Raw genomic sequence first — 12875 nt, 5'->3', positions numbered from 1 at the left:
GCGCGGGGCGCGGGGCGCGGGGCGCGGGGCGCGGGGCGCGGGGCGCGGGGCGCGGGGCGCGGGGCGCGGGGCGCGGGGCGCGGGGCGCGGGGCGCGGGGCGCGGGGCGCGGGTATGAGGTCAAGACACTGTCGAGCTGCTGGCACAAACGGAGCAGCACGCGCCCGGCCGAGCCCGGCCCGGCACAACAGCAACAGCAACAGCAACAGCAACAGCAACAGCAACAGCAACAACGAGCAACAGCAACAGCAACAACGAGCAACAGCAGCAACGAGCAACCGGCAACCGGCAACCGCGAGCAACGGGCAACGGGCAACGGGCAGCAGCCGGCGGCCAGCGGGCACGCGACGCGAGATCTCCGATAGCACAGACGGAGCAGCTCGACAGGCGCTCAACACCGCACCCGGCCCTCCCCCGGCCCTACCCGACGTGACGTGACGTGACGTGACGTGACGTGACGTGACGTGACGTGACGTGACGTGACGTGACGTGACGTGACGTGACGTGACGCCGATCGCACCCGGCAAGCGCCGGGGCACCCACATTCGGGGGATATCCCTCGCGGGGGCACGACCGGGGCACCCGCTCCGCGCAAGATTTCCTCAAGGCTGGCCCGGAGTGGTACCGCCCGGCGTCGTCAACCAGCACCGTGATGGAAACCCGACACCGAGCACCCGGGAGCGGACCATGGCGACCGACACCCTCCTGCTACCCCCTCGGCGATTCCCTCCAACGCCGGTGGGCCCCCGGCTGGACTGGCTGGTCCTGGCCGACGCGTTCGAACTCGCCTGTCTGACCCGGTGCAGTGCGGCACCGTTGACCGATGTCGGCCCGTGGCGGCAGTCCGAGGGTTACCGGACCGGGATGATCGAGTTCAACCAGGAACCGGCGGCGGAACGGATGAAGCACCTGCTGGCCCGCCTGGACATCGCCGTCGCCCACGAGGTGACCACCGGCGGCCTGCGCCGCCGGTACCAGCTCCACCGGCTCTACGTCCCCCGGACCGACCGGGTGGCCTACGCGGCGGCCGTGGAGACCGGCTGGCGGCAGGGCCGCCAGGAACTGCTCACCCCGTCCACCGGCGGCACCTCCGCCGCCCGCCGGGTCTGGCGTCCCCGACTGGCCGCCGCCGCCTGGCGGGCCGCGCTGCTCGGCGCCGGCCGGCACGTGCGCAAGCACATCCTGGGGGTACGCCTCAACGACCAGGACCTGGCCGCCGTGCTGGTCCGGGGCGCGACGGTGCTGGAGGTACCCGCGACGCTGGTACCCGGCGCCGGCTGCACGGTGGTGAGCGTACGCAACGGTGCCGACGCGGAGCGGATCATGCAGCACGCCGCCCCGCCGTCGCCCCTCAGCCTCGGCCACTGAGCCGCCGGTCACCACCTCATCCGATCGGACGGTATCTCCGCGCCTAACCCGGAACAGGGGTTGCGCAGTGCGCCCCGGCTGTCGGACAGTTCAGCGTGATCCTTGGCTGGTCGGTCCGGAAGCGGTGGCGCGACGGCCTCCGGGCACCGCTGACGCTCCTGGTCACCACCCTGTTCCTGGTCTCGGCGTGCACGGAGGATCCGCCGCAACCGGTGGAGATCCGCATCGCCACCGGCAGCGCCACCGCCGTCTACTACGCCTTCGGTCAGTCCCTGGCCACGATCCTCAACCGCGAACTGCCGAACGTACGGGCCACCGTCGTGGTCACCGCGGCCTCTGCGGAGAACGTGGCCCTGGTCAGTTCCGGCCGGGCCGAGCTGGGCTTCACCCAGGCCGACGTGCTGCCCTCCGCGTCGACCGACACCGGACCCCGCCCGCTCGGCGTGGCCCGCGTCTACGATGACCTGCTGCACCTGGTGACCACCGCCGACAGCCCGGTACGCCGGCTGCCGGACCTGCGCGGACGCCGGGTGTCGGTGGGCGCACCGGGATCCGGTACCGAGATCACCACCAACCGGCTGCTCTCCGTGGCCGGTCTGGGCGGTACGGCGATCCGGCGGGAACGGCTCGGTCTCGACGCCTCGGTCGCCGCGCTGCGGGAGGGCCGGATCGACGCGTTCTTCTTCTCCGGCGGCCTGCCGGTGAAGGCGATCGACGAGTTCGCCCGGGGTACCCGGGCCCGGATAGTCGACCTCGGCCAGTGGACCGAACCGCTGCGCCGCCTGCACAGCGAGGTGTACGTCTCCCGGGACGTGCCACGTTCGGTGTACGGCGTGGAAGCGGTGACCACGGTGGCGAACCCGAACTACCTGGTGGTCGCCCCGAGCCTGCCGGACCGGCTGGTCCACGAGGTGACCCGGCTGCTGATGGAGCGGCGCGAGGAACTGGCCCGGGCCCACCCGGCGGCAGGCCGGCTCAGTCCCCGCTCGGCGATCGCGGTGGCACCCCTGACCCTGCACCCGGGCGCGGCCGAGTACTACCGGTCGACCAAGCCCTGACGCCGCTGACGCGGATCATGAGCCGGTTACGCACTCGTGCTGCGCCTGCGGCGTGCGTTCCGCCACCGGGAACCACAGCTCGGCGGCGAGCCCCTTCGGTTCGGCCGGGTACATGCTCAGTCGCCCACCGGAGGCGTCGACCAGCACAGCGACGATGGTCAACCCCAGGCCGGCCCCCTCGACGTTCTGCGCGTCGGGGGCCCGCCAGAACCGTTCGGTGGCCTGGCCGAGCTGGGTCGGGGTCATCCCCCGGCCCTGGTCACGGACGCACAGTCCGACCCCGCCGTCCACCGGCCCCACGGCGACCTCCACCGAACCGCCCTCGTCACTGAACTTGACGGCGTTGTCGATCAGGGCGTCCAGCGCCTGGTCGACAGCGGTGGGCACGGTACGGGCGTAGAGCGGCGTGCCCCCGCCGAGCAGCCGCAGCGTGATGCGACGGCGGCGGGCCAACGGCTCCCAGGCGGTCACCCGGGAGGCCGCCACCTGGGCGGCGTCCACGGTGACCCGCTGGTTCTGCGCCCGCTCGGCCCGGGCCAGGGTGAGCAGCGCGTCGAGCACCTGGGCCAGCCGGTCGGTCTCCTCCAGGGCGAACCGGTGCTCGGCGATGCTGTACTCGTCGGTCAGGCTGGCACCCAACTCCTCCACCCGTAGCCGCAGCGCGGTCAGCGGGTTGCGCAACTGGTGGCTGGCGTGCGCGACGAACGCCCGCTGCTGGTCCAGGACGTCGGAGACCGCGTCGGCCATGTCGTTGAAGCTCGTCGCAAGCCGGCGCAGTTCCGGCGGGCCGAGCTGGTACTGGACCCGGGCCGCGCTGTCCCCCTCGGCGATCTCGTGGGTCACCGCGTCCAGCTCGGTCACCGGGCGCAGCACCCAGCCGGCCATCCGGATCGCGGTCAGCACGCAGGCCAGCATCGCCAGTACCCCGATCACGGCGAGCAGCAGCCACCAGGTGGTCACCGCCTGGCGTACCGGGTCGGCCCGGCTGGAGATGACCACCGCGCCGAGCACCTCGCCACCGTCGTTGATCGGGACCGCGACCACGATCGGCGCACCCTGCCACGGCCAGACCGCCGCCGGACCGGTGAACTGCTGGCCGGCGAGCGCGGTCCGGACCGCCTCCTCGGCACCCGGCGGATCCGGGTAGCGGGGCGAGAGGACGACCGCACGGCGGTCCCGGTCGACCACCGCCGCGCCGATGCCGTACAGCTCGTCGTAGCTGGCCAGCTCGGCACCGAGCGGACCGACCACCCCGTCCCGCAGCGCCGGACCGGCCAGCGAGGCGTACCGGGTCGCGTCGGCCAACCGGTCCGCCCGTACCTGGTCGGTCTCCCGGGTGGCCAGGATCATCGCGAGCGGAGTCTCCAGGGCCAGCAGCACCAGCACCATCAGCAGCAGGTAGCTGATCACCAGACGACGACGCACCGAGGGCTCCGGTCACTCGCCGCGCAGGCGGTAGCCCACGCCCCGGACCGTCTCCACCAGCCGGGGGTCGCCCAGCTTGCCGCGCAACGAGCCGACGTGCACCTCGACGGTGTGCCGGTCGGTCCAGGTGGTACCCCAGACGTCGAGCACGATCCGGTCCCGGGGTACGGCCAGGCCGGACTGGCGGGCCAGCGAGACGAGGATGTCGAACTCCTTGCGGGTCAGGCTCACCGGCCGGCCGTCCACGGCCGCCGTCCGGGCCGCGACGTCGATGCTGATCCGACCCACCTCCAGCAGGTCCCGTTCCGGTCGGGTGTGCGCGGCCCGCCGCAGCACCGCCTCGATCCGGGCCTGCAACTCACCCATCGAGAACGGCTTCACCACGTAGTCGTCGGCGCCGACCCGCAGCCCCAGCACCCGGTCACGCTCCTCGCCACGCGCGGTCACCGCGATGATGCCGAGCTGCGCGCTGCGTCGGCGCAGTGCCCGGCACACCTCCAGGCCGTCGCCGTCGGGCAGATTGAGGTCGAGCAGCACCAGGTCGCACGGCGCGGCGGAAAGCGCCGCCTCGGCGGTGGGGGCGTGCTCGACGTCGTACCCTCGCCGGGTCAGTGCCGACGACAGCGCGCCGGCCACCCGACGGTCGTCCTCGACCAGCAGGATCCGCAACCCCGGTCTCCCTCCCCGCACGGCTGCGCACATTGTGCGGGTCGGGAGGCGGATCGCGCAGCCACCAGGCGGGCGGAGACACCCCTATCCGTGTCAGCCGGGTGTTCCGGCCCGGATCAGGATACGAGGCTCCGGGGCGGTCACAACCCGAAGACGTCGTCGGCGACGGTCTCCCGTACCCCGTCCACGAAGCCCCGGAAGCCGGGGTCGGCGTGGCTGGCGGGGACGCTGGTGATGTTCTCCCCGGTCACCTCGACGACCGCGTCGACCAGCGGCGGGTAGTCGATCTCGGCGATGTCGAACGCGTCGTCGTCCGCCTCGGCGAGGTTGATCACGTGCTGGAGGTCGTCGGTCGGGGTGCCCGGATCAGCCGCCCACTCCTGCCCGGCGCGGCGGCACTCGTCGTAGAGCGCACGCTGGTCCGCGCTCCAGTCCTCGTCGTACCCGTCCATCACTGCTCCCTCATGTGCTGGCCGCTCACCTGAGCATGCCCGGCGGCTCCCGCCACCGGTGGTGGTACCGGCGAAATCGACGCCGGCCGGCGGTCCGGAGCCGGGCGTAGGCTGCCACGGTGATCTACAAGTTGCTGGCCGCCACCGAGTGGGACCAGGCCCGGGCGCAGGGCCGGTACGCCGGTTCGGCGGTCGACCACCACGACGGTTTCATCCATTTCTCGGCCGCCGACCAGCTCGCCGAGACCGCCCGCCGGCACTTCGCCGGGGTGACCGGGCTGACCCTGCTGACCGTGGATCCGACCCGGCTCGGTGCCGGGCTGCGCTGGGAGGCCTCCCGGGGCGGGGCACTCTTCCCGCACCTGTACGGCCCGCTGCCGGTCGACGCGGTGGTCGCCGTTGACGACCTGCCGGCCGGTACGCCGGTCGACGAGGCGGTCACCGCCGTGCTGGCCCGGGCGGCGGGTGGGCCGGGTGCGGTCACCGGCTGACCGGCGGGACGGCCTCGATATGCTGCCGCGATGACCAAGAACACCGAATCGTCCGACCCGGTCTTCGTACACCCCACGGCCGACGTCGAGGAGGGCGCACGCGTGGGCGACGGAACGAAGGTCTGGCACCTCGCCCACATCCGGTCCACCGCGCAGGTGGGGGCCGGCTGCGTCATCGGCCGCAACGTCTACGTCGACGCCGACGTGGTGATCGGTGACCGGGTCAAGGTGCAGAACAACGTGTCGGTCTACAAGGGCGTCACCATCGAGGACGAGGTCTTCGTCGGCCCCTGCGCGGTGTTCACCAACGACTTCCGGCCCCGCGCGCAGAACCCGGACTGGGAGATCACCCCGACGACGATCCGCAGGGGTGCCTCGATCGGCGCGAACGCCACCCTGGTCTGCGGCATCGAGGTCGGCTCGTACGCGATGATCGCGGCCGGTTCGGTGGTCACCCGCGACGTCGCCCCGTACCAGCTGGTCGCCGGCAACCCGGCCCGGCCGAAGGGCTGGGTCAACGAGCGGGGCGACGTGGTCTCCCGGGACGTGTCGACGCCCCCGCAGCAGTGACCGGGTACCCCGGGTGGCGGATCGCCACCCGGGGTACCACTCAGTCCGACTCCGGGGTCACCAGCGCGGTGGTGACGGTCAGTTCGGGGTGGCGCCGGGCCAACTGCCAGCCGATCGCCACACCGTAGACCCCGCTGACCACGACCCGGCTGGTCCGGGCCAGGTCCAGCTTGGGCAGGATGTCCCGCTGCACGATCCGCCACAGCACCCGGGGCCGGACCACGCGGTACCCGCCGTAGAAGACCGAGCTGTGGAAGCTCTTCGCCAGCTTGCCGTGTACCCGTTGCAGGTTGGACACGGCCAGCTCCGGCCAGATGGCGTCCCGCCGGCGGGCCCGGTCCCGGGCGACGGAGAGCACCTTGCCCGGTGCCCGGTAGACCAGCAGCCGCTCGGCGCGCAGCACCGGGCGCCGCCGTTCGGCGGCGTCCAGCGGCAGCAGGCGGATCCGCTCGTCGACCGCGGACCGCTGCCACAGCTTCGGGTCGTTGGTGATCACGTCGACCGCGATGCCCAGGCCGAGCAGGCGGTGGACGAAGTCCCGGACCAGGTTGAAGTTGGGCGGGCTGATCGCCACCACGACGGTGCGCTCCCCGGTGGGGGCGACCGACGACGGGGCCACCCCGGACTGCACGGCTGCCGGGCCGACCGGCACCACCGGTTCGCTGGGTCCCGCCGCAGTGGGGGAACCCCGGTACGCGTCCATGAGCTGCGCGCCGACCGCCACCCGACCGTAACGGGCCAGCAGGGACTCCCGGGCCGCCGCCAGGTCCAACTGGTCGAACCTCTTGTCGAGTTCGCGGTACGCCTCGACGATGACCTCGGGGTCGTCGCTGATGTCGAAAAGCCGACCTGCCACCCCGTCCAGCCCGGCGAGGGTCTCCAGTGGCCCCTCACTGCGGGCCACCAACACCGGGGTACCGGTGGCGATGGCCTCGACCACGGTCATCCCGAAGGTCTCCATCCGGCTGGCATGCACCAGCAGGTCGTGTCGGTGCATCAACCCGGCGACCTGGTCGGGCGGCACGGCCGGCAGCAGCCGTACCCGCTCGGTCAGCTCGAGCTCCCGCACCCTGGTCCGCAACTCGTCTTCCAGCGCGCCGGAACCGACCAGGGTCAGGCTCGCCGTGGGTTTCTCGCCGGAGATCCGGGCGAACGCCTCCAGCAGCGGGCGTACCCCCTTGTGTTCGCTGAGCCGACCGACGTAGAGCCAGCGCAGCGGCTCCCGGGGCGGTTCCGGGCGCCAGGCGAAGTCGTCGAAGTCGATCGCGTTCGGCACGATCCGCAGCTTCGCCGCGTGGTGCGGAAACTGCTGGCTGATCAACTGGTGCAGCCCACCACCGACGCAGAGCAGCACGTCCACCCGGCTGAGCATCTCGTCGTACAGCTTGCGGGCTGCGGGCTGCTTGAACACCTGCGGCAGGAAGGTCGCGTGCTCAGTCACCACGATCCGGGCATCCGGACGGGCCAACCGGACGGCGGCGACCCCACCGTAGATCCCGGTGTGCGCGTGGATCAGCGGTGCCTCGATCACCCCGGTGGGGAGACTGGCGGCGAGCGCGTTGGCGTGTGCGGTCGCCCAGGCCGCATAGTCCCGCCGGGAGGAGATCGGCACCGTGCACCGGGTGAGTTCGCCCTCCGGGGTGGACCGCACGGTCACCTGGCCGCACCGGTCGGTCAGCCGCTGGGCGGCCACCCCGACCAACTGGGCGATCTTCGAGTCGTACGGGTAGGCCCAGTCCTCGGTGTGCAGGATCGACACCCGGGCGAACTCCCCGGCCACCGCACCGATCGCCGCCTTGACGAACGCCCCGGCGAGCGCGTTGTTCTCCGACGGGTACCAGGGGGTGACCACCGCCAGGTCCGCCGGTCCGGGCCGGCGGGACGGGTCCTCGACGGGTTCCAGATGCACGGCAAGATCGGGACGTCGACGCAGGGCGTCCCAGGCCACCGGCATGGACTGCGGGTCACCCGCGATCAGCAGGTCGGCGTCGGCCAGCGGGCCACCCCGGGCGAACAGCAGCCGCCGGGCTGTCTTGATCATCGCCCGGGAGTCCGGTGCGGTGATCCGGTGCAGGGTCACCCCGGCGGGAAGCTCCGCCCCGGCCCACTCGGGAAGGTCGTTGACGATCAGCCGGACGGTGGCGCCCGTCGCGGCGAGTCGGGCGGCGTGGGTACGGGCGCCCGTCGTCCGCAACGGACCGAGTGCCAGGTAGACGACCTTCTTCGGCAGGCTCACCGGGACCGCTCCTCGACCAGGGCACGCATCCGGGCCTCCCAGGGGCTGAGGGTTGCGCTACGGGTGTAGTTGTCGGCGTGGGCGAGCGCCGCACGGTACTGCGTCTCGTCACACTTGCGGGCACCCTCCGCAGCCGCGATGAACGACTGCGCCACCGTTTCTGCGTCCAGTTGTTCGCCCGCGTACCACAGCGGGTAGTCCCGGAGCACCTCCGCCGCCGCGATGTCCGGCTTGTGCACCGAGACGACCGGCTTGCCGGAGGCCATGTACTCGAACACCTTGCCGGAGGTGACGTACTTCGCCCCGGGCACACAGAAGACCAGCACGTCGGTCTGCGCGTACACCCCGGCGGCCTCCGCCTTGCCGAAGGCACCCCGGTAGTGCACCCCGGCGTCGGCGTGCTGCTCGATCTGTTCCCGGAGCGCGGCTGCCGACTCCGGGAAGAACCCCAGGTGGCCGTGGATGTTGAACTCCGCGTCGGCGAGCAGCGGATGCTCACGGGCTCGGCGCCAACCGTCGAAGAGAACGTCCAGCGGCAGGTAGGGCGTGACGGTGCCAAGGTAGCCGAAGCGCAACGGGCGGTCCGGGTCGGGCGGGCTGAACGCGGGCCGGCCGACGAACTCCGGCTCCCAGCCGTTGGGCACCACGGTCATCCGGTCGGCGGCGTTCGGGTAGCGCTCGGCGTACCACTGCCGCATGCCGTCGTTGACGAAGACGATCTCGGCGGCGTCCCGCAGCACCCGGGCCTCCCAGGCGGCGGTCTTGGTGCCCTCGCCGAACCGGATCTCCTCGGTGAACTGGTTGAACGTCCACGCGTCCCGGTAGTCGACCACGTACGGCACCCGCCAGGTCTTGCCGAGCGCCCAGGCGGCGGCGAACGAGACGAACGGGTTACCGGTGGCGACGACCAGGTCGAAGCGCTGCTTCGTGTGCAGCTTGAAGGCCCGGGCGAGCAGCCCCGGGATCCAGCCGACGTAGTGCTCCGGCAGGAACGAGCTGAGCACCCGCCGGTAGAACCGGTCGGTGACCACCGGGAAGTTCTTCCGCAGCCGGCCGAACCGCCGGACGTCGGTCTCCCAGTGGTAGGTGTTCATCGGCGGGCGTTCGACCCGGACCCGGGGGTCGACGGTCGCCTCCAGGGTCGGGTCGCTCGCCTTGTCGAGGTAGTAGCTGAAGAACTCCCGGGGCGCGGTGATGACGGTGACGTCCCAGCCGGCCTGGGCGAAGTGGTTGGCGGTGGCCCGTCCCCGGAACACGCCGCTGGCCCGGCTGGGTGGGAAGAAGAACGACAGGTAGAGCACCCGGAGCGGCCGACCGGACGTGGGCACGCCCGGGTCGGCGCCGGCGCGGTCCGGCAGGCCGTCGCCGACTGCCGGACCGCCGTCCACCTGCGTCGATCCCTCGGTTGGACGCGGATCGAGCGGGTTGTGGTGAGGTCGCATCGCGCTTTCTTAGGTTGGGGTGGACGTGCCTCGACCGTACGGGCTGGCGGTGGGCCGCTCAGCCGCCGATGACGACGCGCCGGACCTCGGTCCAGCGGGCCGGGTCGGTGACCCGGCGGCCGTCGACCAGCACCCGCACGCCCGGCAGGTCGGCCGGGGCGAGGGTGCGGTACTCGGCGTGGTCGGCCTGGATGACCGCCGCGACGACCGGCTCACCGTCGTACGGCGGCAGCCCGTGCGCGGCCAACTCCTCGTTGGTGTACATCGGGTCGGAGACGTACGGGACGGCACCCCGCCGGCGCAGCGCCTCGACGGTGCCGAACACCCCGGAGAACGCGGTCTCCTTGACCCCGCCCCGGTAGGCGGCGCCGAGCACCAGCACGTTCGCCCCGGTCAGGTCGCCGTAGGCGGCGGCGAGCAGGTCGACGGCGTACTCCGGCATGGCCGCGTTGGCCTCGCGGGCCGAGCGCACGACCGTGGCGGCCGGGTCGTTCCACAGGTACATCCGGGGGTAGATCGGGATGCAGTGCCCACCGACGGCGATACCCGGCGAGTGGATGTGGCTGTACGGCTGGCTGTTGCAGGCCTCGATGACCTTGATCACGTCCACGCCCACCGTGTCGGCGAACCGGGCGAACTGGTTGGCCAGCCCGATGTTGACGTCCCGGTAGGTCGTCTCGGCGAGCTTGGCCAGCTCGGACGCCTCGGCGGAGCCGAGGTCCCAGACGCCGTTCGGGCGGGGCAGGTCGGTGCGCTCGTCGAAGTCGAGGACCGCCTCGTAGAACTCGACGCCCCGGCGGGCGGACGACTCGTCGATGCCGCCGACCAGCTTCGGGTAGCGGCGCAGGTCGGCGAAGACCCGGCCGGTGAGCACCCGCTCGGGGCTGAAGACCAGGGCGAAGTCCTTGCCGGCGGTCAGCCCGGAGCCCTGCTCCAGCATCGGCGCCCACCGGTTGCGGGTGGTACCCACCGGCAGGGTGGTCTCGTAGCTGACCAGGGTGCCCGGCTTCAGCCCGGCGGCGATGGCCCGGGTCGCGTCGTCCATCCAGCCGAAGTCCGGCACGCCCTCGGCGTCGACGAAGAGCGGCACCACGACCACGACCGCCTCGGACTGCGCGACGGCGGCGGCGGTGTCGGTGGTGGCGGAGAAGAGGCCGGCGGCGACGACCTCCTTGAGCTTGACGTCCAGGTCGGCCTCACCGGGGAACGGCACCGCCCCGTCGTTGACCAGTCCCACCACGCGCTCGGAGACGTCGGCACCGATCACCCGGTGGCCCTTCGTGGCGAACTGCACGGCAAGCGGCAGACCGATCTTGCCGAGCGCGACGACACAGATGTTCATGGTTACTACTTTCCTCCCTGAGGCCACCTGCGCCGCAGCCGGGCGATGACCCGACGCGGGGTGACAGGTGTGATGGCGACCACGAGCTGGCCTTTGTGATTGGTCGTGGGGGTGATCAGGTGCAGCCGTACCCCCCGGCGGTGGATCATCCGGGGCACCGTCGGACGGCGCGGTACCCGCACCGGCGCGCTGCCGGTGCCCTCCGGCGTGGTGACCCGGACCAGCACCGACCGTAGCTCACCGCCCGGCCCGATCCTGGTCAGCAGCGGGTGCATCGGGAAACCGGCCCGGATGGTGGTGCCGGTGGCGTCGGCCGACGTCTCCAGGGTAGTCGCCGGGGTGTCACCCACGCTCATCGACACTTCGGCGCTGAGCGCCAGCAGGTCGGAGCGGGGGCTGCGGGCGGTGACGGTGAGCACCCGCCCGGCCTCGGTACCCTCCCAGCCGATCGAGGTGACGTCACACTTGGCGAGCCAGTCGGCGGCACTCTCGGTGACCTCGAACCAGTCGTCCGGGAAGTCCCGGTTGGCGTCCCGGAAGCCGGGGTAGGCGGCGTACCAGCGGTCGCCGGCCACCACGGTGGCCGGTACGCCCCGCTCGGCGTCCTGGCGGATCACCGCGAGCAGGTCGTCCAGGCTGCCCCGCTGGGCCATCGAGATCCGCAGCCGGCCCTCCAGGTCGAGCTGCCCCCGGATGTGGTCGGTGAGGTACCGCTCGGCCAGGCTGCGCACCCCGGCGTGGACCTGCTCCTGCACGCCCCGCTCCAGCTTGAGGAAGTCGTCCTCCAGCAGTCGGGCGGTCTCCCAGGCGAAGTGCCGCAGCAGCACCGCGTCGCGCTGCTTGCCCGGCTCGATCAGGCCGGCGACGAAGGTCATCAGCGACTCGACGCAGCGCAGCCGCTCGATGTGCCGGCTGCGGTAGGTGATGTTGCGGGCGTTGAGCCGTTTGACCGCGTAGTAGTAGTCGTAGTCGGCCAGCACCGAGATCCGGTTGGCCCGGACGCACGCCTCGATGGTGAACGGCTGGTCACTGCCGACCGGCATGTCCACCGGGTAGCGCAGCGCGTACCGCTCGATCAGCTCCCGCCGGAACAGCTTCGTGTTCGACAGCGACCAGGGCAGCGCCGAGTCGAACAGGTCGACCTGCTCCTGGGTGCTGGCGAAGATCGCCTGGTGGATGTTGCGGCTGTTCACCCCGAGGGTGCGGCCGAGGACGACGTCGGAGCCCCACCGGTCGGCGGCGGCCACCAGACGGGCCAGCGCCTCCGGGCCGAGGTAGTCGTCGGCGCCGATGAAGAAGACGTACCGGCCCCGGGCCAGGTCCAGGGCCCGGTTGCTCGGTACCGCCGGACCGCCCGAGTTGGGCTGGTGCACCACCCGCACGGTGTCCGGGTGGAGCCGGGCGAACCGGTCCAGTTCCCGGCCGCTGCCGTCGGTGGAGCCGTCGTCGACCGCGACGATCTCCATCCGGTCCCGCCCGATGCTCTGCTCGACCAGCGAGGTCAGGCAGCGGGTGAGGTACGGCATGGTGTTGTAGACCGCCACCACGACGGTGACGTCCGGGGTGGTCACGCGGTGACTCCCGCCCTCGGCGGTGCGCTGGTCAGGTCCGCCACCGAGGGGGTGTCGTACACCGGGCCGGGAATGTCGTGGGCCGCGCCGTGGGTGTCGTCGAGCGGGCCGGGGGCGTCCGGCAGCAGTCGCGAGTACACCGCGTCCAGCACCCGCGCCTGCGCCTCCCACGTCCAGTTCTCCAACAACCCCGGCCGGTCGTACGCCGCCCGGTACCGACCCGGATCAGCCAACACCGCCCGCACCGCCCGC

Annotated in this window: 11 protein-coding genes and 1 pseudogene; 4 read left to right on the top strand and 8 right to left on the bottom strand. The window is 72.1% G+C overall.

All coding sequences use genetic code 11. The features are described 5' to 3' along the window. Nucleotides 1-686: 686 nt before the first annotated feature. Together V6U90_RS31110 and V6U90_RS31105 are read left to right on the top strand one after the other, a co-directional pair. A complete protein-coding gene (locus V6U90_RS31110) occupies nt 687-1367 on the top strand; it encodes a hypothetical protein (protein WP_334444361.1) in 681 nt (226 codons plus the stop codon). 95 nt (nt 1368-1462) lie between these two features. Next, nucleotides 1463-2425: a TAXI family TRAP transporter solute-binding subunit gene (locus V6U90_RS31105; protein WP_442933707.1), complete on the top strand. Its 963-nt coding sequence runs from the start codon at nt 1463-1465 to the stop codon at nt 2423-2425. A 15-nt stretch (nt 2426-2440) separates the two neighbouring features. Here V6U90_RS31105 and V6U90_RS31100 read toward each other — a convergent pair whose 3' ends face one another. From V6U90_RS31100 to V6U90_RS31090, 3 genes are all read right to left on the bottom strand, one after another. After that, entirely contained in the window at nt 2441-3850 is a 1410-nt protein-coding gene (locus V6U90_RS31100; protein WP_334444359.1) for a sensor histidine kinase, read from the bottom strand. A gap of 12 nt (nt 3851-3862) precedes the next feature. Continuing rightward, nucleotides 3863-4552, bottom strand: a complete 690-nt coding sequence (locus V6U90_RS31095) for a response regulator transcription factor (protein ID WP_334444357.1) — start codon at nt 4550-4552, stop codon at nt 3863-3865. Nucleotides 4553-4659: 107 nt separating this feature from the next. Then, nucleotides 4660-4971, bottom strand: a complete 312-nt coding sequence (locus tag V6U90_RS31090; RefSeq protein WP_334444355.1) for a hypothetical protein — start codon at nt 4969-4971, stop codon at nt 4660-4662. Nucleotides 4972-5090: 119 nt separating this feature from the next. Between V6U90_RS31090 and V6U90_RS31085 the strand changes: the two genes are divergently transcribed. Together V6U90_RS31085 and V6U90_RS31080 are read left to right on the top strand one after the other, a co-directional pair. Next, nucleotides 5091-5462, top strand: coding sequence for a DUF952 domain-containing protein (locus V6U90_RS31085; protein ID WP_334444353.1), 372 nt, complete (start codon nt 5091-5093; stop codon nt 5460-5462). A gap of 30 nt (nt 5463-5492) precedes the next feature. Then, on the top strand, nt 5493-6032 hold the full coding sequence (locus tag V6U90_RS31080) for an acyltransferase (RefSeq protein ID WP_334444351.1): 540 nt from the start codon (nt 5493-5495) through the stop codon (nt 6030-6032). 40 nt (nt 6033-6072) lie between these two features. On the opposite strand, the gene V6U90_RS31075 is transcribed toward V6U90_RS31080, so the two are convergent. From V6U90_RS31075 to V6U90_RS31055, 5 genes and pseudogenes are all read right to left on the bottom strand, one after another. Further along, nucleotides 6073-8268, bottom strand: a complete 2196-nt coding sequence (locus V6U90_RS31075; RefSeq protein WP_334444349.1) for a glycosyltransferase family 4 protein — start codon at nt 8266-8268, stop codon at nt 6073-6075. Further along, entirely contained in the window at nt 8265-9656 is a 1392-nt protein-coding gene (locus V6U90_RS31070; protein WP_334444347.1) for a glycosyltransferase, read from the bottom strand. Before V6U90_RS31070 ends, V6U90_RS31075 begins: the two co-directional genes overlap by 4 nt. Nucleotides 9657-9768: 112 nt before the next feature. Continuing rightward, a complete protein-coding gene (locus V6U90_RS31065; RefSeq protein WP_334444345.1) occupies nt 9769-11052 on the bottom strand; it encodes a nucleotide sugar dehydrogenase in 1284 nt (427 codons plus the stop codon). 5 nt (nt 11053-11057) lie between these two features. Next, complete coding sequence (locus V6U90_RS31060) at nt 11058-12623, bottom strand: glycosyltransferase family 2 protein (RefSeq protein WP_334444343.1); 1566 nt, start codon at nt 12621-12623, stop codon at nt 11058-11060. Continuing rightward, nucleotides 12620-12875: pseudogene (locus tag V6U90_RS31055) on the bottom strand (hypothetical protein); the annotation flags it as partial. The gene V6U90_RS31060 and the pseudogene V6U90_RS31055, both read right to left, overlap by 4 nt.

Origin of the sequence: Micromonospora sp. CPCC 206060, from assembly GCF_036906895.1 — a bacterium.
In the GTDB taxonomy this organism is placed as follows: domain Bacteria; phylum Actinomycetota; class Actinomycetes; order Mycobacteriales; family Micromonosporaceae; genus Micromonospora.
This window is presented reverse-complemented; position numbering and strand designations above follow the sequence as displayed.